This is a genomic window from Erythrobacter sp., from assembly GCF_030066995.1.
Lineage (GTDB): Bacteria > Pseudomonadota > Alphaproteobacteria > Sphingomonadales > Sphingomonadaceae > Erythrobacter.
The window spans coordinates 84,902-105,561 of sequence record NZ_JASJAP010000005.1; the positions used below are offsets into that span (position 1 = coordinate 84,902).

The window sequence follows — 20,660 nt, forward strand, 5'->3', positions numbered from 1 at the left end:
CCTGGTCCTGATCTGTAGGCTCCGTGTGCACGGAACCAAAAATCGCCGCCATCGTTCCCACACTGTTGACGGATAGCGCGTCAATGGACAGCGCGCGCAACATCCGTCAAAGGGCATAGGCCGCGTCGAAGGGACGCGGCCAGGGATCCGAGGTCACGAAAGCGTTCAATGTCAACCGACGCATCTTCTGGCGACCCATCGCCCGGGCAGCGGGAAAGCGCTTCCGGTTCGCCGCGGCCCGACTGGGCCGATGGTCTGCGCCAGCTTTACGATTCCGTCGTAGACGAACCTCTGCCCGACGCCTTCAAGGACTTGCTTGACCAACTCGACGGAGACGAAACCGACCTCGGGGAATGTGAGGCCGACGGCTCCGGCGAGGCTCAAACCTGATGGCGGAAGACAAGAAAGCCAAGAAAGCTCCCCCCAAGAGGACCCCCGCTGAGAAAGCCGCCTTCAAAAAGGAACTGACAGATGTCGTCCCGCATTTGCGCGCTTTTGCGCGCGGTCTATGCGGGCGCCCGGATATGGCCGACGATCTGGTGCAGGAGACGTTGCTGAAAGCCTGGGCCGCGCAGGACCGGTTCGAGCCGGGCACATCCATGCGCGCCTGGACCTTCGTCATTCTGCGCAACGCCTACCTCACGGACATGCGGCGCAACCGCTTTCGCGGCGAATACGATGAAGGCGTCGCCGAGCGCATCCTGACAGCGCCGGCGGGCCAGGAAGAGCCGATTCACCTGTCCGACATGCACCGCGCCTTGCTGACCCTTCCACCCGAGCGCCGAGAAGCGCTTTTGCTGGTGGGTGCGGGCGGATTTTCGTACGAAGAAGCGGCCAATATCTGCGGGTGCGCGGTTGGCACGATCAAGAGCCGGGTGGGTCGCGCTCGCGCCGCGCTCAACACGATGCTGGCTGAGGGCGCGATCCCACAGCGCTCTGTGGACGATGACACAGCGCACCGCGCGATCCTGGAAGAATTGGACGACGTTGCCGCGGGCAAAGGTGAGACCGCCAAAAGCTAATCGCTGGCGGCGCGGTCCACGACGGATGTAACCGCGACATTCATCGTCACGTTGCCGAGCGTGCGCATGATGTCGGGGATCATCTCCACCGCCACTAGCAAAGCAAGCGGTTCAATCGGCACACCCATGGCAAGCGCGATCGGCCCGATCGAGACGACGAAGCTGATCGAACCCGGCAGGCTGACCGAGCCCACGCTGATGATGACCGCAACTGCGATCCCGATAGCAATCAGCGCCGGCGACACCTCCACGCCCGTAAGCGCGGCCACGTAGAGCGCGACCGCCAGGTTCATCGCCACGCTGGTTGCACGAAAGATCGCCACGGCGAGCGGCAGTACGAATTCCGCCGTGCTTGCACGCAAGTTCAGGCGCGCAGCGCTGTCCAGCATGGCGGGCAGGCTTGCAAGCGAACTCTGCGTGGAAACGGCCACCGCCTGGGCGGGCAGAACAGCGCGGGCAAACCGGGATATTCCAACCCGTCCGAGCGCCAAGGCGAGGATGTACGCCAAAGCGAGGATGAAGCCGCCCATGGCAGAGACCAGAACGATATAGTGGACGAGAGCCGCAAACGCCCCGCCGCCGCTCTTCAGGCCAACGCCGAAGGCGAGCGCGGCCACGCCCGCCGGGGCGATCCAGAGCACCCAGCCGATGATCTGGAGCATGGCGTTGGCCGCAGCGTGAAAAAAGCCGAGCAGAACCTCTCGCTGATCCGATGGCAAGCGCGTTATCGCCACGGCGAACAACGCAAAAAAGACCGTCAGCGGCAACATCGCGGTCTCACTAGCCGCCGCGATGATATTGGGAGCGACGAGCGATTTCAGGAACTCAAGGATGCTCGGCACCTCTCCAGCATCCTGCGGCACCTGCGCCAGAAACCCGCTCGCCTTCTCGGGTATAGGAAAGGCGTCCAGCGCGAGGGGCAGGACCAGAGCTGTAAAAACCCCTCCCGCCACCGCGACGACCAGAACAAGCGCGACAAATCTCTGCGCAACCGCGCCCGCGCGCGCCGCATCGACCATCTGCGACAGTCCAAGAACCAGAAGACTCGCGACCAGAGGGATAATGGTCATCTGAAGCGCCCGGAGCCACAGCGTTCCGATGAGCTCGACGGTCTCGATCAGCTCTGTGGGCAAGGGCAAGCCGGAGGACACCACCCCCAGCCCCAAGCCCAGTATCAATCCCGCAAAGGTCGCCAGGACCGGCAGTTTGATGGCGATCAATTCAAATCGACCCTTGGCAGCGGATGGAGTGCTTGTCGCTGGTATCTGTGTCAAATGGGGCCTTCCCGCTGCGTGCTCTTTCCTTCTGCCGATAACCGCGTCAGAAGCGGCTGACAAACCTGGGGGCCACGAAGGAATAATCACCGCCAATGTCACGAAAGTTTTTTGGCACCGATGGGATCAGGGGGCGCACCAATAACGGCGTCATGACGGCGGCGACCGCGATGAAGGTGGGCCAGGCAGCCGGTCGGCATTTCGTGCGCGGCGGGCACCGCCACCGGGTGGTGATTGGCAAGGACACCCGCCTTTCGGGCTACATGATGGAAAGCGCGCTGGTGGCTGGCTTCACCAGCGTCGGCGTCGATGTAATCATGACCGGCCCGCTGCCCAGCCCGGCCATTGCGCTTCTGACGCGCGAGATGCGCGCGGATCTGGGCGTGATGATCTCAGCCAGCCACAACCTTTTTGCCGATAACGGGATCAAGCTCTTCGGCCCCGACGGATTCAAACTCTCCGATGAAGGCGAAGCGGAGATCGAACGCCTGATGGAAACCGATATCCCTCTCGCCCCCGCCGAAGCGATTGGGCGCGCGCGCCGCATCGAGGATGCCAGAGGCCGCTACATTCACGCCGTCAAGGCATCGGTGCCATCCGATGTGCGCTTCGATGGGCTGAAGGTCGTGGTCGATTGCGCCCACGGCGCGGCCTATCAGGTCGCGCCGTCAGCGATCTGGGAGCTTGGCGCCGAGACCGTCGCGCTTGGCGTTTCCCCCGATGGGACCAATATCAACGATGGCGTCGGTTCTACGGCCATCGAAGCGCTTCAGGCTCGCGTCGTCGCCGAAGGCGCGGATATCGGTATCGCGCTGGATGGCGACGCGGACCGGCTGATCGTCGTCGATGAGAAAGGCAAGAAAGTCGATGGCGACCAGATCATGGCGCTGATTGCCACGCGGATGCACAATCGCGAGGCTCTGAACGGAGGGGGGGTTGTTGCGACCGTGATGTCCAACCTCGGGCTTGAGCGCTATCTTGCAGGTCTGGGACTGACGCTGGAGCGCACCAAGGTCGGCGACCGTTACGTCCTCGAACGCATGAAGGAAGGCGGCTACAACGTCGGTGGCGAGCAATCCGGGCACATGATCCTGCTGGACCACGCAACGACGGGCGACGGCACGATTGCCGCCTTGCAAGTGCTCACAAGCCTCGTGCGCTCGGGCAGGCCTGCCAGCGAGATCCTCCACCTCTTCGACCCGGTCCCGCAATTGCTGAAGAATGTGCGATACGAAGGCGGCCAACCGCTTGAGACGGACAGTGTCCAGCACGCCATCGCGGCGGCTGAGGCCGAACTCAACGGCAATGGTCGGCTCGTCATTCGCCCCTCTGGCACGGAGCCTGTCATCCGCGTCATGGCCGAGGGCGACGATTCGACCCGTGTGGAACGCGTTGTCGACGCGGTTTGCGAAGCGGTTCGAGCGGCCGCGTGAGGGCCTAGCATGGCGGGCACGAAGCCGGTTCCTCCTCGGGTATTGTCCATCGCCGGATCGGATTCATCGGGCGGCGCCGGGGTTCAGGCGGATATCAAGACGATCACCATGCTGGGCGGCTACGCGATGACCGCGATCACCACCGTGACTGCTCAGAACAGCGTGGGCGTTCAGGCCATCGCGCCGATGTCCGGCGATGTCGTGGCGCGGCAGATCACCTCCTGCCTTGGCGATATCGGCGTGGACGCGGTCAAGATCGGCATGCTCCATGACAAGGAGATTATCGATGCAGTGACCCTGACCTTGAGCTCGCTCCCCACGGGCGCGCCGATTATCCTTGATCCGGTCATGATCTCGACCAGCGGCGCGGCGCTCATTGACCCGGAGGCGATCGCCGCATTGCGGGACAACCTGTTTCCGATCGCGACGCTCCTGACTCCAAACCTGCCCGAGCTTGGACACCTGGTCGGGCGGTCGCTCTCGACCAGCGATCACATGATCGAAGCGGCTGAGGAACTGTGCGAACAAACCGGCGCGGCGGTGCTCGCCAAGGGCGGGCACACCGCCGATGCGAAAATCATCGATATCCTCGTCCGGCCCGGAAAGGAGCCCGGTTACTTCGAACACACGCGTATTGACACCGCCCACACCCACGGCACCGGCTGCACTCTTTCCTCAGCCATCGCCACCCTTATGGGACACGGACAAGGGATCGAGAACGCCGTGCGCCTGGGACGCAATTTCGTGTTGCGCGCAATCGAGGCCGCCCCCGGCTTTGGCGCGGGCAACGGCCCGCTGGGCCATCAGGCGGTGCGCTCGATTGCCGACTAGTGGACAGGCCTAGCGATCAAGCTCGTAGAACTGGGCGATATGCGCCCACGCCTGCTCCGCCGTCTCGCACCAATGAAACAGGTCAAGGTCCTTCTGCGAAATCGTCCCTTCCTCGGCAAACGCCTCGAAATCGATCACACGCTCCCAGAAATCGCGACCGAAAAGCAGAATGGGCAAGGGCTTCATCTTGCCGGTCTGGACCAGCGTCAGCAACTCGAAGAGTTCGTCGATAGTGCCAAAGCCTCCGGGGAACACCGCTACGGCCCGCGCGCGCAGCAGGAAGTGCATCTTGCGCAGCGCAAAGTAATGAAAGTTGAGCGAAAGGTAGGGCGTAACATAGGAGTTGGGGGCCTGCTCGTGCGGCAAGATGATGTTGAGACCGATACTCTCCGAGCCCGCGTCGCTGGCCCCGCGGTTGCCCGCTTCCATGATCGAAGGACCACCGCCTGTGGTAACGACGAACTGCCGTTTGCCATCCTCAATGATGGCCTTCTCCGACACCATGCGCGAGAGCTTGTAGGCCTCGCCGTAATACTTGGCTTTGGCAGCCAGCCGCTCGGCGACCTTTTGTTCGAACTCGCTCTTGCCCTTGGCAGCCTCGATCCGCGCTTCCGCTTCTTCGGGCGCCGGGATGCGGGCCGAACCGTACATGACGAGCGTTGAGCCCACGCGCGCTTCATCAAGCAGCATTTCGGGTTTGAGCAATTCCAGCTGGAACCGAACCGGACGCAATTCGTCCCGCAGCAGGAAATCCGTGTCGCGAAACGCCAGCTTGTAGGCGGGATGCTCGGTTTGCGGAGTGCGGTCGGGAGCTTCTTCGGCGAACCGGCTCTCCTCACCCGCACGGTAGAATTTGCGGTCCGTCAGCTCCCGGTCGGTATGCGTGTCAGTCATCCGGCAGCGTCTAGGCGCGGGCGCGGCGGGCGGCAAGCCACGATGGAGGGGGAGTGCAAAAGAGAGACGCTGGATGCCCCGTGAGGATTCGAACCTCAATTGACGGAGTCAGAGTCCTTTTCCGACGCTACGGAAAGCTGGCCTGGGCGCTGCCATGTTCCATCGATGTTGCACCTAGGTTTCCGCAAACAGCGCCGCTTCCATCGCGTCGGCGTCGGCGTCCTCGGTCTCGAACAGGTGCCCATAGGTGTCAAAAGTCACCTGAATTGAGCCATGCCCCATGAGGTATTGCACCCGCTTTGGATTTAGGCCGCGCTCAATCCACAGGCTCGCGGCGGCGTGTCTGAAATCGTGCATGGTGACGCGCTGGGCATCCTGTTGCACGGGTTCGAGAACTTGCATCAACCCGCGATGCGAGATGACCTTGCCCTTATCGCTGGGAAAAACGAGGTCGAGGCCATGGGACGGGCAGGCCAGCTTCCACTCTTTCAGCGCCTTCACGGCGGCGCTGGGCAGGCCAATAGTGCGATTGCCAGATGCAGACTTGGGCGGGCCGATCCGGCCTTTTGCATCCGCGCGCTGATAGACTTCGACCTTGCCCGCTTGCAGATCGACGCCAGACCATGACAGTCCGCGCAATTCGGATGCCCTCATGCCGCTATAGAGAGCGAGATAAACGAGCGCCCTGCCCTTCGGGTGGTTCTGACCATCGGCGGCTTTCAGGATTGCCCGCAAGACTGCTTTGGACGGTATCTGCACCTTGCCCCGATCCTTCGATGACTTGGCCAGCTTCACCGCCAGAGCGACGTTCTGGGCAACCTGTCCGCGTTCCTGGGCGGTGGTGATAAGAGCCTTGAGCGAGCGCAACACCCGAACCGCCATGGGCCGCGATAACTCATCGAGCCATTCGTCTGTGATGGTGCGGACCATCGGGGCGGTAAGCTGCGATAGTTTCCTGCCCCCGCACTTGGGTTTGATGTGGAGTCGCACGTGCTGCTCATATGCGGCAACCGTAGTCGGCTCACGGTCGAGCGCCCTCACGCTGGCAAGCCAGTTATCAGCCGCTTGGCCTACAGTGATTGATGCGCTGTCGGCGGTATGGACACCCGCGCGCACTTCGGATTGCGCGCTCAACTCATACGCTTCCGCGTCCTTTTTGCGGGCGAATTGCTTGAACCGGCGCTTCCCGGCCTGATCGCGATAATCGACGAGCCATGCCTGTTTTTCGGTTCCGTTCGGGGCGGTCCATTCGCGCTTACGTATCGCCATCAAAAAGGTATCCACGAATAGTCATTTTCGACAAATGCGCGCGCTTCCTCCGCGCCCTCAGGTGTCAAGCTGTTGGGATCGCTGCCATAGAATTGTTGCAGGCGGGTTCGCATCTTCAGATTGCTTCGGTCGGGATAATAATCAGCGAAATCAAAGCCAGTTTCTTCGCCCTGAGGGAGCCACCCATGAAATTCATCGTCGTAAATTGAAGCGCCGTCTACACCCGCTCGCTCTTTCGCGATGTTGAGGATACGCTCCAAAACCTTGCCGACTGAGAGTATGAGCCGAGTGTTATTCGTGTCGAATTTATATGACTTTAACTCGCGGATAGCCGCGCGCTCATCGGCAACTTTTAGCGATGATGCTTCGACATCGCCCCAACTTGGATTGAACTGTATGTCGTGCAGCGAGCGAACCCATAGCACGGCCAGCACATGCTGAGCCTCATCCTCTGAAGGTCTGCGAGCCTGTAGGGCGGCAAGCCCATATCCACCGGCCAGCACGTTCCAGTGTGTATTGACCAGATTGCAAGCCGCCTGCGCGGGCAAACCGAACCCGATAAGCTCGAACGCCGAAACGAGCATAAATAAGTGCTCGCCTGAATACTCCATTTTTGCCCCTCGCCCGACATTTACACCCGGCGGGAATTGCAGGCGTTGAAGCTGCTTTATCCGCGAGCGCAGCGTCGGCACCTTATCCGGGTGGATATGGAGGTGGTTCGCCAGGGTCGTCTCTAATTGGCCAAAAGTGAGTTTCATCGGGACTCCGTGGGATACAGATGTAGCCCTAGCCCTTGACAAGGATTCGATGCAAGCCCATTGAGAGAGAGGGAGATAACTGTATCCCATTTGATGGAGATTGATTTATGCTTGCTGATGACCTCCTGTCGGGTGCGAAAGCTGCGGCAGACTACACCGGGGAGACGCCCCGCGCGATTTACAACATGACTGAAAAGGGCTTGCTGCCCGTCATTCGCAAGGGACGGAAACTCTACTTCCGCAAGTCCGAACTGGATGCGGCCTTCCGTTCGGAGGCGGTGTGACATGGAAAGCAAAAACCCCCTGAGCAAGGCTCAGAGGGCTTCGGTTGAAGCTGGTAACTTCGAAGCCCTTACTAGCCGTTATCGCCCTCGCCTTCAAGCAAATGCGGAAATGCGCAATCGCTTGCGCTGGCTTCGAATGATGGAGGCGCGGCATGGGTAGCGTCCTGCATCATAACAGCGGCATTGTGATACCGCGTGACGAATACGAGGAATTGACCGAGGCGCTGGCGACGGTGTTTCGCATCGGTGCCAAATTCACGCCCCGGCTCATCGAGCGCTTGGACCTTGCCGATGGCGACCCAGACCTTGAGGACGATGCCGACGCCGAACAGGCGAGTTGGGGCAATGCGCCTTCGCAACTCGGATTGCACGGGCACTGTATGGCTTGGCACCATGACGATGCCGAGGAAGATGACCCGGCGGGGCAGTATGATGAGGACGCCTACACGGCCCGGAAAGTCCCTGCTGATGGCCCCGGCTGTCCGATTGCCGATCCCGGCGGCTGCGAGCATGACGGGCGCGAGCCTGACGAGGGCATATGACTTATCAGGCCCGCCCGATAAAACGGCGGCGGCGGACAAAAGAGCAAGTCGAACAGCTTGAGCAACAGATTCTCGATGTCCTGGGCGAGGATCATCCGCAATCGGTTCGGCATGTCTTTTACCGCATGACCGACCCGCGATTGCCCGAACCTGTCGAAAAGACCGAACAGGGATACACTCAAGTCCAGCACCGCGTTGCCGAACTACGGCGGCGCGGTGCGCTTCCTTACTGGTGGATAAGCGATGCCACCCGGCGCGGCTATCACGTCGAGACTTATTCCGATGAGGGCGACTTCCTGCGCGCGGTGGCAGGAACTTATCGTGCCGATGTCTGGCGCAATGCCGATGCCTACTGCGAGGTATGGTGCGAAAGCCGTTCAATCGCGGGCGTGATCCAAGCCGACTGCGAAGCCTTTGCAGTGTCGCTATACCCGGCGGGCGGCTTCACTTCGATGACGCTGGCGTATCAGAGCGCTGAGTATATCCGGCGCATGGCGCAAGGCCGGGATGCCGTTATCCTCTACATTGGCGACTATGACCCGGCAGGCGTCCTGATCGACCAAGATATTCACCAAAAGCTGATTGAGCATTTGGAAGAGGACGTTTTTATCGACTTCCGGCGCTTGGCAGTCACCGAGGCCCAGATCGACGCTTGGGACTTGCCCACAAAGCCCAGGAAGGCGAGCGAGCGCCGCGCCCGCCATATCACCGAGACGGTTGAAGCCGAGGCCATCCCCGCTTCGCAGCTTCGCCGATTGCTACGCCAAAACATAGAGGCGCTGTTGCCGACCGACGCGGTGCAGATGGCCAAGATCGAGGAAGCGAGCGCGCGCGAATATCTCGATGCCTTGGCAACCCTGCAGCAACGCCCGACCGGGAAGGGATCGTGAACCCGTGGCAGACAAATACAGGCGCAAAAAAGAGCCGCGCCATATCCGGCTATATCACTCAATCACCGGCTCCGAAGCATGGCTCGACCTGAGCGGCAACGCGGTGAAAGTGCTGATCGCGCTTGCCCGGTTCGATGATGGCCAGAGCAACGGGAAGCTCTATTTCAGCGAACGCACGGGCGCGAAGGAAACCGGCCTTTCTCGCAACACTGTGAAGCGGTGCCTAGCCGAACTCATCGAGCATGGGTTTATCGCTCAGACAAAACCGGGCGCGTTCAATCGCAATAATCTACTGGCAGCGACCTATCGCCTGACATGGGTGGCAGCGCCGGGATGCAATCCGTCTGCACCGACCCGAGACTTCGAAAAGTGGAAACATGGAAATTCTCAGGCGCAAATTTTGACACCATCCGGCTCAAATTCTGACAGTTGCATGTGTAGCCGGACACAAGCTGGCTCAATTCCTGACACCCATTCGACGGAAACAAGCCACGTTTCCAATTCTGGGGGTGGCTCAAATATTGGTCCACAAATAATTTACCAGAGGGAGGGCGAAGCGGAACTGGAAACAAATGCACGGAAACAAGCCAATCCTACATCGGGGGCGTTTCTGGGCGAATTGCGGGAACGTCTGGTGCAGCACCTACAGGCGAGTGAGCCGGGTGAGCAATCACGCCTTGCCGACACGCTCGACATCCCCGGCGGCACACTCAGCAAGTTTGTGAACGGCAAGAACCTGCCCGATCATCACCGCGCCCGCCTAGCGGATGCACTGGCGTAGTATCAGGAACGTATCGGCAGACGAAAGCACTCATCGGCAATAGATGTAAACACCTGTAAATATTGAGTTTATTTGCATAATGCCGTATGGTCAAGAGCATGAGCAAGTGTCTCTGGTCGGCTGGTAGCGACATCATCAATTTGGTCCCAATGCCCCGGTTTCAGAATACCCCTGGGACCGGCGGCGGGAGATTTATTTTCACACAAACAGGGGGTGGCCGATGAAGACCGCCACCCTCGTTAAGCGGTTCTGCAAGAGCCTCGTGGTCCCGACCGGGCGGCTCGCGGGTAAGCCCGTCAAGCTGGCACCGTATCAAAACAGGTTCATCGACGGCGCGTTTGCCGATGGTGTGAACGTGGGCGTCCTCTCGGTTGGTCGCGGTAACGGCAAGTCGAGCCTGAGCGCCATGCTCTGCGTCGGTGAATTGCTGGGCGCGTGGTCGGATGCGAAAGAGCGCGAGATCATCATCGCGGCCCGCACTCAAGAACAGGCCCGCATCGCTTGGCAATATGCCGTCTCATTCATCGAGACCCTACCCGATGAGACCCGCGAGAACATCACGGTCCGGCGGCAACCCCGTTTTGAAATTCAGTATGATGACGGCAACGGCCCGCACCTGATTAAGGCCATATCGGCGGATGGTAAAAGCGCGCTGGGCTCAAGCCCGACTCTGGCCGTGCTGGATGAACGCGGGCACTGGCCGCTTGCGCAAGGCGATGAACTTGAGGCGGCATTGCTCACCGGCCTGTCAAAGCGCGATGGCAAGGCGCTGATTATCTCGACATCGGCACCGAACGACATGCACCCGCTTTCGCTCTGGCTCGATCGCGAGGCACCGGGCGTCTATCGGCAAGAACATAGGCCCACACCGAACCTGCCCGTCGATGACGCTGACAGTCTGGTTATCGCCAACCCCGGCAGCAAATACGGGATCGGCCCGACGCTTACCCGCCTGAAAGAGGATGCAGCGCTTGTTCTGGCGCGGGGCGGCTCTGCGGTTTCGCGGTTCCGTTTGCTCTCGCGCAATGAGCGTGTGTCTGAAGACAATCGCGATGCGCTGCTAGACTTGAACGAATGGCTGGGCTGCGAGACTGACAATCTGCCACCCCGGCAAGGCCAAGTCGTTATCGGCCTGGACCTTGGCGAGACTGCCAGCATGAGCGCTGTCGCCTATCTCTGGCCTGACACTGGCAGGCTGGAAGCATGGGCAGCGGTGGGCACGGTTCCGACTCTGGAAGCGCGCGGGCAGGCCGATAGCGTTGGCGACCTCTATTCCCAGATGCACAAGCGCGGCGAACTCGCGCTCATGGGGAACAAGACGGTTCCGCCGGCCGATTGGATGCGCCGGGTGCTGGCCCATGTCGAAGGTGAAACCATCGCTTCGATTGTCGGAGACCGGTTCAAGCAATCGCAGCTTGGCGATGCGCTCACCGAACTGGGCAATCGTTCGCCCGTGGTCTGGCGCGGCATGGGCTTCAAAGATGGCAGCGAGGATGTCGAGCGGTTCCGGCGCTACATCTTCGACGGCAATTTGCATGTCTCTGAAAGCTACCTGTTGCGCCATGCGATTGGCGAGGCGGCGGTTTTCATCGACCCGGCGGGGAACTCCAAGATCGTGAAAGGGCGCTCGATGGGGCGCATCGACGCGGCGTGTGCGGCTGTCCTCGCGGTCGCGGAAGCCTCTCGCATCATGGGCAGACCACAACACAAGGGAGGGCGTCTCGCATGGGGCTAGATAAACCCAGAACTGCATCGCGGCTCATCAAGAAACATGGGCAAACGGCAACGCTGCTACGGGCTGGCCCCGGCGGCGAGAATGCGTTCGGGGAGCCTATCCCAGGCGTCGATACCGAATATCCCTGCACCATCCTGACCGCGACGTATGCCGTGGACCTCAAGCTGATAACGGCGGGGTTCATCGAGATTGATGACCGGCGGGTGTTTCTCTCGGTCGAGGGGCTGACCATCGAGCCGAAAACCTCAGACCGCATCCGCATCGGCGGCACTGAATACAACATCGGCAAGATTACCCCGCTCGCACCCGATGGCGAGGTTATCTTTTACGAACTGGGCGTGACCAATGCGTAGGCGCAAGGATCATGTCCGCCATTCGAAGCGCATCACTCGCGGGCCGCGTTGGAAGGCTCTGCGGATGCAGGCGCTTGAGCGCGACGGATGGCAGTGTGTTGAGTGCGGCTCGCGGCGGCGGCTTGAGTGCGACCACATCAAGCCGGTGCGGACGCATCCCGAACTCGCCTACGTCCTCTCAAATTTACAAATTCTCTGCGGTCGATGTCACTCCCGCAAAACCCGTTTGGAGGTGGGGCATAAGCCTCTCCCGCCAAAGCGCCAGCAATGGCGAAACCTGCTGCGCAAGATGCAGCACTCCTCCCCAGAAGAACAAGGTATTTGAAATGTTGAAATCTCTCGAAATCACACGGCGGCAAAGTGAGATCCGCCAAGACCTCGCAACACTTGCCGGTAAGGAAAAGCCGACCGAGGACGAACTGGCCAAAATCACCGAACTCGATGCAGAGTATCGGGGCAACGAAACCCGCTATCGCGCGGCGCTCATCGCTGAGGATGAGGAGCGCCGCGAAGCTGGCAAGGAACTCGAAACCCGCTCCGAAAAGGAATGGGCAGAGATGGCCAGCAAATTCGAGGTTCGCCAAGTCGCGCTTGCGCTCGATGAGGGCCGCAATCTTGACGGCGCGACCAAAGAGATGGTCGAAGAACTGCGCAATGCAGGCGGCTTTCAGGGCATCCCAGTGCCGCTTGAAGCGCTCGAAACCCGCGCGGGCGAAACCGTAGCGGGCGGCGTTCCTGATCCTGTCCGCACCATGCCGACCATCGAGCGGCTTTTCGCTGCATCGAGCGCATCGCGCATGGGGTGCCGCATGATTAACGTAGGCGTTGGCGAGATCGAATATCCGGTCGCAACCGGCGGCGCGCAACCCGGCTGGGCAGGTTCGGAAACTGGCGATGTCCCCGGCCCGCAAGCCTACACCACGGTCGATAGGCCGATGGCTCCCGACAACACGCTCGGTGTGCAGATGAAAATCACCCGTAAGGCTCTCAAGCAAGCGGGCACCGGGCTTGAACAGGCGGTGCGGCGCGACATGAGCGCAGCAATCCAGCAAGAGGCCGACCGGGTTATCTTTCTCGGTTCGGGTTCCAGCGGTGAGCCTCTGGGCATTTTCCCCGGCGCTTCGACATATGGCATCACCGAGACTGCAATCGACGCGGCGGCTGACTTTGACATGGTAGTGGACGCGTTGACCCGATTTATGGTGGCAAGCGCGGCAAGGCCCGGTTCCATTAACTTCATGATCCGACCAGAAGTTTGGTCGGTGTTGATGAAGTCCAAGAACGGCGACGGTGATTATCTCGACCTTTTGGAGCGCATTCGCCGGGATGCTGGCCGGGTGGTGGTCTCTAACAACAGCATCGAGGCCCCGGCGGGTTCGCCTGCGGAGAGCAAGGCGCTGCTGACCACGGCCACGAACGGCGTCCCGCCCATTTTCTGCGGCATGTGGGGCGCGGTCGATGTCATCCGTGACCCTTACACCGAGGCCAAGAGCGGGCAGCTTGTGCTGACGGCTCTGACCACAATGGACGTGACGGTTGCGCGCGGTGTGCAACTCGAAATCCTGACGGGCGTGCAGTAATGCTCTGGGGCGGTTCGCTAGGCGGGCTTGAGGTTCGCCAAGAAGGTGAAACGGTTCGCGTGGCGGGCCGCTTCCCTTACGACACCCGAACGCAGCTTGCGCCGGGATACTTTGAAACCATCGCTCACGGGGCTTTTGCCTCGCGGGTGAACTCCGATGATGAGCTGCACTTCCTGAGCGGCCATGACTTCGAAAAACCCTTGGCCAGTCGCACGGCCGGGACGCTTGCTGTCCGCGAGGATGGTGACGCTCTGGCCTTCGAGGCGACGGTGGCGGCGCATACCTCATGGGCGCGGGACTTCCTCGCTGCGCATGGCGCTGGTCTCATCCGTGGTCTGTCACCGGGCTTTCGAGTGAGTGAAGGCGGTGAAAGCGCAACCCGCGAGGGCACGGTGGTTCATCGCACCATCACGAAGGCCGAACTGGTCGAGGTCTCGGCGGTGACGCGCGCGGCCTATCCAACGGCCCAGATCGAGGCCCGCAACTGGTCGCCTGAGCAAAGTGTGGTTGTCCCTACTTTGGTTTCCGGCCTGCACCGCACCCTTAACCGATGGAGGCCCGCATGATGGCCGAGACGATTGACGAAACCGAGGCCGTGCCTCTGGACTATCCCGACACACCAAGCGGTCTGTCCACGGCGGCGGCTGCGCTTGATGCGAACGCCATCTGGCAGCGCATCGAGGCCTACACCGCGCATCGCTACACCGACCGCGAGGTGACATGGCTTGTCGAGGGCAAAGGGCACTGGGGCTTCCCGCTAACGCCTGCAACGCTGTCGAGTGCCGAACGCTGGACGGGTGAAGCATGGGAGGCCGTGACGCTCTCAGCGGGGCCGTATGGCTACTGTCTGCCCGATGAGGGGCCATATCGCATCATTGCCGATGTCGGCGCTGGCACCGTCCCTGCGGCGGTCTCTGAGGCTTTCAGGCGCTTGGCTGAATACCTTGCCGATGACACCGACCGGGCGGGCGTCTCCGATTACATGGTGAACATGGGCGGGGCCATTCAGGAATCTTACAAACGCAACCCCGCGTGGACTGCGCGGGCGATGCAATACAGCGGCGCTGCGGACCTGTTGCGCCCCTACAGGAGGGCTTGAGAATGTGGCCATTCAAGAAAACCAAAGCCCTTGAGAAACGCTCAAGCGCGACCGGATACACTGCCCAGATTATGCAGGCCCGTGCGGCCTATATCGCGAGCACCGATGGCTTGGCGGAACTCACCGGCACGGTGCAGGGGTGTGTGAGCCTCTGGGAAGGCGGCCTGAGCCTTGCCGATGTCGACGGCACCGACATGCTCACCCCGTTCAACTTGGGCCTTGCAGCGCGCGCTCTGGCGCTTCGCGGTGAGGCGGTGTTTGCGATCCGCGATGACGGGCTGGTGCCGTGCAGCGATTGGGATTTGACCACGCGGTTCTCGACGCCAACGGCCTATCGCGTCGGCATCCCCGACACAGGCGGCGGGCGGTCCGAAACCTTGCTCGCATCCGAGGTTTTGCATCTGCGCGTCGGTGCCGAGGTCTCAGCGCCTTATACAGGCGTTGCACCGCTCAGGCGGGCCAGATTGACCGGCGGGCTGCTCGAGACGCTGGAGGTGGCCCTGAGCGAGGTCTACAGCGATGCTCCGCTCGGTTCGGCAGTCATTCCTATGCCCGAACAGCCTGACACCGACATGACGGCTCTGGCGCGCGGCTTTCGCGGGATGCGTGGCCGGGTGCTGGTGCGAGAATCGGTAAACGTGACCGCGGCGGGTGGACCTGCTCCCCAGACCGATCTCAAGCCCCATGATGTCACGCCCGACCTGTCCAAGGCGATGATGAAAGAGACGCTGGAAGGCGCGAAGGCATCAATCCAGACGGTGTTTGGCGTCCTTCCGGCTCTCGGCAATCCAGCGACAACCGGCCCGATGGCCCGCGAATGCGAGCGGCATCTGGCCCAATGGACCTTGCAGCCTATCGCCCAGATGATTGCCCGCGAGGCATCCGACAAGCTGGGCAGCAACATCACGCTCGATGTCATGCGACCGCTTCAAGCCTTCGATACCGGCGGGCGCGCACGGGCGCTTGCGGCGGTGGTGCAGACCTTGGCGCTGGCCAAGGAACAGGGCGTCGATGCTGAAGCCGCGATGCGGCTGGTCGATTGGAGCGGAACCGGAGATTAGGCTGGCCACCTAGGGCGTTGGTTCATCGCCCGAACGGCCCCGTTAGTCGGTGAGTGGGTAAACCCCGACAAGGCACGGTCTCAGCGCTTTCCTGGGGACGCGGTGCAGGACCGGCACGCTGTGAGAGGCGGGGCCGGTCCAACTTCTAGCTTTTAAGGGGCCAGCCGTCCGCTCCGGTTGTGCGTTTCTGGATAGAGGATTCCAGCGCTGAGATTGCAACGCTAGCTTGTGAGGTGTGGAGATTTTGCCCCTCGCGGTAAGCGCGAATTAGATCGCTCATCGCGGCGCGAAGCTGAGCCACAAGTTTCTTTTCATGCTCCGATGTTCGCGGGTCGGCTTCGAGACTGGCCTCAACTGACAGAACTCGGTCCCACCATGCGATGCAAAGCGTTTCGGTCGGCTCCTGATCGAGCAAGTCTCGCAACTCGCTCAGCAATTCGAGGTCGGTTTTCATTCGGGCGTCTCCTACACAATGGCGCGGATTTAGCATGGCCCTTAGCCAGACAAAAGGACTGCGCCATGTTCCATCTATGTTGCATGGAGCCGCCGGGGGCATTTGGGAAACCGTGGAAATACAAGGAAATACCCGTGCAACATGGTGCAACACGGGGATTTGAGGGCGTCGCGTCTAAATGTCTGTATTAATTGGAATAAACTGGATGCCCCGTGAGGATTCGAACCTCAATTGACGGAGTCAGAGTCCGTAGTCTTACCATTAGACGACGGGGCACCACGTCCACAGGCCGGAGGGTTGAAAGGGGCCTTGGTCGCAAAGCGAGCCGCGCATCTAGTTTTGCGCCGGGCCAAGGTCAAGAGCGCTCCTGATCCCCCGGCGCCCGGCGGCCAAGAAAGAGACACGACCGTGGCTTTCGCTCGGTATTCGCTGGCTTGCCCTAAATTCGAGCATGCGTTAGCTTAATGGCAAGTGCCAACGTGTTATTACGCGCGGGTGAGATGAAAGACTAGGATTATGGCGGAACCCATTCCGCCGGACGAAGACAGGAGAGCTGGAAGAAAAAGGGGCCGTAAGTCCGGCAAGGTAGCCGATTTTCGCTACAAACGCCCCTTCCAGCCAAGTGCATCTGGCCACCAGGAACGGCCACAAGGCTCAGCTCAACGCGACACGGCCAAACCGTGCGCTGATCGCGAAGCGGGATGCAGGCCGGACGGTGCCGCGCAAGCATCGGCTATTCAGACACATCAGACACAGAGCGCTCGTCAAATCGGCGGACAGGCCAAGCGGGAGCCTGTCAAAGTCCCCCCCTTTCGCGCGCATCGGCCGCGCAGGCACGAAGCCTACGCCGCTCTGGATCTGGGAACGAACAATTGCCGTCTGCTGATCGCCCGGCCCTCGGGCAAGGATTTCACGGTCATTGATGCCTTCAGCCGAGTGGTGAAACTTGGCGAGGATCTGGCCACGACCGGACGCCTTTCCCAAGATGCAATGGACCGCGCCGTGGGCGCTCTTGCGATCTGCGCCGACAAGCTGCGTCGGCGTAACGTTCGCCTCGCTCGCTCGGTGGCCACCGAAGCGTGTCGCAGGGCCGAAAACGGGCCCGCTTTCATCGAACGTGTGCGTCAGGAGACGGGGATCGCGCTCGATATCATTACGGCGGAGGAAGAAGCGCGCCTCGCTGTTCTGGGCTGCCATATCCTGCTGGAGGATGGCGACGGCCCGGCCATGATCTTCGACATCGGAGGCGGATCAACTGAGCTTGTTCTGCTTGAGGCCGGCGGTCCATCGCGAGGGACGATACCCCGCATCCTTGATTGGCAGAGCGTGCCGTGGGGTGTCGTATCCCTGACCGACACCGTCGCCGAGCGTCACGGGAAGACAGCGACGCGCCTTGATCGCTACGAGGAAATGCGGCGGCTGGTCTCGGAAAGCTTCGCGCCGTTCGGAAAGCGAATCGCCGAAGCTGCTAAGTGCGATGACATCCGGTTGCTTGGCACAAGCGGTACGGTTACGACTTTGGCCAGTCTCCATCTTGAGCTACCGCATTACGATCGCAAGGCCGTTGATGGACTGATCGTCCCAAGCGAATCGATGCGCGCCATCAGCGCCGATCTTTCATCGATGTCCGCTGCGCAGCGCGGCCAATTGCCCTGCATCGGGGAGGACCGGGCCAATCTCGTGGTCGCGGGCTGCGCTATTCTGGAATCGATCCTGGACCTCTGGCCAGCCGAACGCCTGGGCGTCGCTGATCGCGGCATTCGCGAAGGTATCTTGCGCAGTCTGATGGCTGCAGAGCGCCAAAGCGAAAGGGCGTTGAAGGCCCTGCACGAAACGCGGGTGGGCGACGCGCGCAAATGAATGGCCGCGAGCGATGAGCCGATCCGGCCGCAACCCCGATCGCCGGGTCAAATCCGCTAAGAAACGCTCCGAAAGCTCAACCCGCTGGCTCCAGCGTCAGCTCAACGATCCCTATGTCAAGAAAGCCAAGGCCGATGGCTATCGCAGTCGCGCGGCCTACAAGCTGATCGAACTGGATGAGCGCTTCGGATTGCTTCGCGGCGCGAGCCGGGTCGTCGATCTGGGCATCGCTCCGGGGGGCTGGAGCCAGGTCGTCCGGGCCAAGGCTCCGAGGGCTGAGGTGGTGGGGATCGACTTGCTCTCCACCGAGCCCATCGAGGGGGTCACCATTTTCGAGATGGACTTCATGGACGATCGGGCCCCCGCCGCGCTTGAAGAGGCGTTGGGCGGGCCGCCAGACCTTGTCCTGTCGGACATGGCGGCGAACACGGTAGGGCACAAACAGACCGACCACCTTCGCACGATGGCGCTGGTCGAAGCGGGGGCCTGGTTTGCGGTCGAGACGCTGGAGAGCGGCGGCGCGTTTGTTGCCAAGGTGCTCGCTGGCGGGACCGACACCGACTTGCTCGCTCTGCTCAAGAGGCATTTTGCCAGCGTGAAGCACGCCAAACCCCCGGCGAGCCGCAAGGGCTCATCGGAATGGTATGTGGTGGCCCAAGGTTTCAAAGGGCGCGATTAGACGCAGCCGTTGGTCAGGCTTCAGCTTCTGCGGTTGCTTGAGAGGTCGCTTCGGCGTCGTCCTGACTGGTTTCCGCCTCTTCCACCGCAGCGGTGTCGGCGGAGGCTTCCTCGCTGGCGACCTCTTCGACCGGTGTGAATTCCGGCAATGAAAGACCCGATCCCTCGGAATTCATGTACAGCGCGACGGCGGCGCGATCTTCAATCTTCGAAAGGCCCGCAAAGCTCATCTTGGTGCCTTCGATATAGGTCGCGGGACGTTTGAGCCAGGCGTCCATCTCGTCCCAGCCCCACTGGCCGCCATGGTTGGCCATGCCAGAGGAATAACTGAAGCCGGGCTTCGCGCCCACGTTTGCGCCCATAATCGCGTGAAGGTTGGGTCCCACGCCATTTGCGCCTCCCGCCTCAATCGAATGGCAGGCCGAGCATTTTGCAAACACCTTCGCGCCGTCCTCGACGCTAACCAGCGTCAGAGCTTCGGCCACGGTCATTTCGGCGGGCTTGTCACCGCCCGCTTCCTCCACGCCCTCGATCACATAACCAAGCTGCTCGGGCCGCTGCGGGTCGTCGCCGTGGAAATACTTCCCCGACAGAATCGAAAAGCCAAGGCCAAGCCCAGCCGCAAACAGGACCCAGCCTGCTGCTGTGTTGAAGAGATCGCCCCCGGCTTCCTGGCCCTGAGTGCTCGCGTCCGTATCGTGTTGGTCAGTCATCCCGTCGGCCCCATTAGTCGGCGACCTTTCGCCGCGCAAGAGTGATCGCATCACCAATTGGTGCAAGGGATGCAAGACTGTGGTTGCCCGTAAAAGGCGCCTTGCTCCGCGCAGGTTGCGTGTTTAGCAGCGCACCTTATGCGCAGCTTTCCAGGGCCAGCCTTGCCGATCGTCGACGCGATGCGCGCGGAAGCCGCCCTCGACCCCGCGCGCGCCATTGCGTTTCAGGGATCGCCGGGCGCGAATTCGCATCGGGCCGCAAACGAAGCGCGACCCGATTTTCGACCGCTTCCCTGCTTCAGCTTTGAGGACGCGCTCGAAGCGGTCAAGGACGGGCGCGCGGGACTGGCGATCATTCCGATCGAAAACTCGCAACATGGACGCGTCGCGGATATCCACTTCCTTCTCCCGGAAAGCGGTCTTTCGATTGTCGGCGAGTACTTCATGCCGATCCACCACGCGCTGATGGCGCCGCCGCTCGAAGACGGAATGCCGCGAGGGCCCACGGACAAGATCGAAGCGGCCTACAGCCATCCTCAGGCGCTTGGACAGTCGCGTCATTTCCTGCGTCAGCGCGGAATTGTTCCTCTAAGTTACGCCGATACGGCGGGCGCTGCGGCGTTCGTCGCCGAGCGCGGCGATCCGGCGCTGGCGGCCATTGCCCCGGCGATCGCAGCCGAACTGTACGGTCTCGAGATCATCCAGACGCACGTCGAAGACAGCCAGGATAACATGACGCGCTTCGTGATCCTGGCCGATCAGCCCGCTTTCCTCACCAACGACACGCAGCGCCCGGCAATGACGACCTTCGTTTTCGAAGTGAAGAACATCCCGGCCGCCTTGTACAAGGCCATGGGCGGGTTTGCGACGAACGGCGTCAATATGACAAAGCTCGAGAGTTACCAGCAGGGCACCAGCTTTTCCGCCACGCGCTTCTACGCCGACATCATCGGGGCCCCCGGCGATCCGGCGGTGGATCGCGCGCTGGAGGAATGCGCGTTTCATTCCAAGGAACTGCGAGTGCTGGGCACCTATGAGCAGGCTCGGCCACGCGGCTGATAGCAAGCCGGCTTCGTGCGCGACGCGACGCGCTTCGCGGCACACGGATTTCTTCGGTTGCGCAGCCCTTTGCCGCGTGCCACCAAAGCC

Annotated in this window: 24 protein-coding genes and 1 tRNA gene; 18 read left to right on the forward strand and 7 right to left on the reverse strand. The window is 61.4% G+C overall.

Annotation, left to right across the window (positions count from 1 at the left end):
• Positions 1 to 168 precede the first annotated feature (168 nt).
• Together QNI87_RS12025 and QNI87_RS12030 are read left to right on the forward strand one after the other, a co-directional pair.
• A complete protein-coding gene (locus QNI87_RS12025) occupies positions 169 to 390 on the forward strand; it encodes a NepR family anti-sigma factor (protein ID WP_300596806.1) in 222 nt (73 codons plus the stop codon).
• Positions 390 to 1,022: a sigma-70 family RNA polymerase sigma factor gene (locus tag QNI87_RS12030; protein ID WP_300596808.1), complete on the forward strand. Its 633-nt coding sequence runs from the start codon at positions 390 to 392 to the stop codon at positions 1,020 to 1,022. The genes QNI87_RS12025 and QNI87_RS12030 overlap by 1 nt, the downstream gene beginning before the upstream one ends.
• On the opposite strand, the gene QNI87_RS12035 is transcribed toward QNI87_RS12030, so the two are convergent.
• On the reverse strand, positions 1,019 to 2,242 hold the full coding sequence (locus QNI87_RS12035) for a cation:dicarboxylase symporter family transporter (protein ID WP_366146185.1): 1,224 nt from the start codon (positions 2,240 to 2,242) through the stop codon (positions 1,019 to 1,021). The genes QNI87_RS12030 and QNI87_RS12035 overlap by 4 nt on opposite strands.
• 149 nt (positions 2,243 to 2,391) lie before the next feature.
• Here QNI87_RS12035 and glmM point away from each other — a divergent pair, with 149 nt between their 5' ends.
• Together glmM and thiD are read left to right on the forward strand one after the other, a co-directional pair.
• Positions 2,392 to 3,729 carry a phosphoglucosamine mutase gene (gene glmM, locus QNI87_RS12040; RefSeq protein ID WP_300596810.1) on the forward strand — a complete coding sequence of 446 codons (1,338 nt, stop codon included), beginning with the start codon at positions 2,392 to 2,394 and terminating at the stop codon, positions 3,727 to 3,729.
• A 9-nt stretch (positions 3,730 to 3,738) separates the two neighbouring features.
• Positions 3,739 to 4,560 carry a bifunctional hydroxymethylpyrimidine kinase/phosphomethylpyrimidine kinase gene (thiD, locus tag QNI87_RS12045; protein ID WP_300596812.1) on the forward strand — a complete coding sequence of 274 codons (822 nt, stop codon included), beginning with the start codon at positions 3,739 to 3,741 and terminating at the stop codon, positions 4,558 to 4,560.
• A 9-nt stretch (positions 4,561 to 4,569) separates the two neighbouring features.
• Here thiD and QNI87_RS12050 read toward each other — a convergent pair whose 3' ends face one another.
• From QNI87_RS12050 to QNI87_RS12060, 3 genes are all read right to left on the reverse strand, one after another.
• Positions 4,570 to 5,454, reverse strand: a complete 885-nt coding sequence (locus QNI87_RS12050) for an LOG family protein (protein ID WP_300596814.1) — start codon at positions 5,452 to 5,454, stop codon at positions 4,570 to 4,572.
• 174 nt (positions 5,455 to 5,628) lie between these two features.
• The gene (locus tag QNI87_RS12055) at positions 5,629 to 6,723 is read right to left on the reverse strand and encodes a site-specific integrase (RefSeq protein WP_300596816.1); all 1,095 of its coding nucleotides are present in this window, start codon (positions 6,721 to 6,723) and stop codon (positions 5,629 to 5,631) included.
• Complete coding sequence (locus tag QNI87_RS12060; RefSeq protein WP_300596818.1) at positions 6,723 to 7,481, reverse strand: hypothetical protein; 759 nt, start codon at positions 7,479 to 7,481, stop codon at positions 6,723 to 6,725. Before QNI87_RS12060 ends, QNI87_RS12055 begins: the two co-directional genes overlap by 1 nt.
• Positions 7,482 to 7,588: 107 nt before the next feature.
• Here QNI87_RS12060 and QNI87_RS12065 point away from each other — a divergent pair, with 107 nt between their 5' ends.
• The 11 genes from QNI87_RS12065 to QNI87_RS12110 all read left to right on the forward strand — a co-directional run bounded on the left by QNI87_RS12065 (position 7,589) and on the right by QNI87_RS12110 (position 15,806).
• On the forward strand, positions 7,589 to 7,765 hold the full coding sequence (locus QNI87_RS12065) for a helix-turn-helix domain-containing protein (protein WP_300596820.1): 177 nt from the start codon (positions 7,589 to 7,591) through the stop codon (positions 7,763 to 7,765).
• A gap of 152 nt (positions 7,766 to 7,917) precedes the next feature.
• A complete protein-coding gene (locus tag QNI87_RS12070; protein WP_300596822.1) occupies positions 7,918 to 8,307 on the forward strand; it encodes a hypothetical protein in 390 nt (129 codons plus the stop codon).
• Entirely contained in the window at positions 8,304 to 9,197 is an 894-nt protein-coding gene (locus tag QNI87_RS12075) for a hypothetical protein (RefSeq protein ID WP_300596824.1), read from the forward strand. The genes QNI87_RS12070 and QNI87_RS12075 overlap by 4 nt, the downstream gene beginning before the upstream one ends.
• A 4-nt stretch (positions 9,198 to 9,201) precedes the next feature.
• Entirely contained in the window at positions 9,202 to 9,978 is a 777-nt protein-coding gene (locus QNI87_RS12080; protein ID WP_300596826.1) for a helix-turn-helix domain-containing protein, read from the forward strand.
• Positions 9,979 to 10,198: 220 nt separating this feature from the next.
• Positions 10,199 to 11,713, forward strand: a complete 1,515-nt coding sequence (locus QNI87_RS12085) for a terminase TerL endonuclease subunit (protein ID WP_300596828.1) — start codon at positions 10,199 to 10,201, stop codon at positions 11,711 to 11,713.
• A complete protein-coding gene (locus QNI87_RS12090; protein ID WP_300596830.1) occupies positions 11,704 to 12,066 on the forward strand; it encodes a hypothetical protein in 363 nt (120 codons plus the stop codon). Before QNI87_RS12085 ends, QNI87_RS12090 begins: the two co-directional genes overlap by 10 nt.
• A 64-nt stretch (positions 12,067 to 12,130) precedes the next feature.
• On the forward strand, positions 12,131 to 12,391 hold the full coding sequence (locus tag QNI87_RS15755; protein WP_366146186.1) for an HNH endonuclease signature motif containing protein: 261 nt from the start codon (positions 12,131 to 12,133) through the stop codon (positions 12,389 to 12,391).
• 1 nt (position 12,392) lies between these two features.
• On the forward strand, positions 12,393 to 13,646 hold the full coding sequence (locus tag QNI87_RS12095) for a phage major capsid protein (RefSeq protein ID WP_300596831.1): 1,254 nt from the start codon (positions 12,393 to 12,395) through the stop codon (positions 13,644 to 13,646).
• A complete protein-coding gene (locus tag QNI87_RS12100; protein ID WP_300596832.1) occupies positions 13,646 to 14,212 on the forward strand; it encodes an HK97 family phage prohead protease in 567 nt (188 codons plus the stop codon). The genes QNI87_RS12095 and QNI87_RS12100 overlap by 1 nt, the downstream gene beginning before the upstream one ends.
• A complete protein-coding gene (locus tag QNI87_RS12105; RefSeq protein ID WP_300596834.1) occupies positions 14,209 to 14,745 on the forward strand; it encodes a hypothetical protein in 537 nt (178 codons plus the stop codon). Before QNI87_RS12100 ends, QNI87_RS12105 begins: the two co-directional genes overlap by 4 nt.
• Positions 14,746 to 14,747: 2 nt before the next feature.
• Complete coding sequence (locus tag QNI87_RS12110) at positions 14,748 to 15,806, forward strand: hypothetical protein (protein ID WP_300596836.1); 1,059 nt, start codon at positions 14,748 to 14,750, stop codon at positions 15,804 to 15,806.
• Positions 15,807 to 15,951: 145 nt separating this feature from the next.
• Here the strand turns inward: QNI87_RS12110 and QNI87_RS12115 are convergent, their stop codons facing one another.
• Both QNI87_RS12115 and QNI87_RS12120 read right to left on the reverse strand, forming a co-directional pair.
• A complete protein-coding gene (locus QNI87_RS12115; RefSeq protein ID WP_300596838.1) occupies positions 15,952 to 16,260 on the reverse strand; it encodes a hypothetical protein in 309 nt (102 codons plus the stop codon).
• A gap of 202 nt (positions 16,261 to 16,462) precedes the next feature.
• Positions 16,463 to 16,536, reverse strand: a tRNA-Gln gene (locus QNI87_RS12120).
• A gap of 240 nt (positions 16,537 to 16,776) precedes the next feature.
• On the opposite strand from QNI87_RS12120, the gene QNI87_RS12125 reads away from it, so the two are divergent.
• Together QNI87_RS12125 and QNI87_RS12130 are read left to right on the forward strand one after the other, a co-directional pair.
• Positions 16,777 to 18,120, forward strand: a complete 1,344-nt coding sequence (locus QNI87_RS12125) for a Ppx/GppA phosphatase family protein (RefSeq protein ID WP_300596840.1) — start codon at positions 16,777 to 16,779, stop codon at positions 18,118 to 18,120.
• Between the two features lie 13 nt (positions 18,121 to 18,133).
• A complete protein-coding gene (locus QNI87_RS12130; RefSeq protein WP_300596842.1) occupies positions 18,134 to 18,799 on the forward strand; it encodes an RlmE family RNA methyltransferase in 666 nt (221 codons plus the stop codon).
• Positions 18,800 to 18,812: 13 nt separating this feature from the next.
• On the opposite strand, the gene QNI87_RS12135 is transcribed toward QNI87_RS12130, so the two are convergent.
• A complete protein-coding gene (locus tag QNI87_RS12135) occupies positions 18,813 to 19,511 on the reverse strand; it encodes a c-type cytochrome (protein ID WP_300596844.1) in 699 nt (232 codons plus the stop codon).
• A 138-nt stretch (positions 19,512 to 19,649) separates the two neighbouring features.
• Here QNI87_RS12135 and QNI87_RS12140 point away from each other — a divergent pair, with 138 nt between their 5' ends.
• Positions 19,650 to 20,570, forward strand: coding sequence for a prephenate dehydratase (locus QNI87_RS12140; RefSeq protein ID WP_300596846.1), 921 nt, complete (start codon positions 19,650 to 19,652; stop codon positions 20,568 to 20,570).
• Positions 20,571 to 20,660 lie beyond the last annotated feature (90 nt).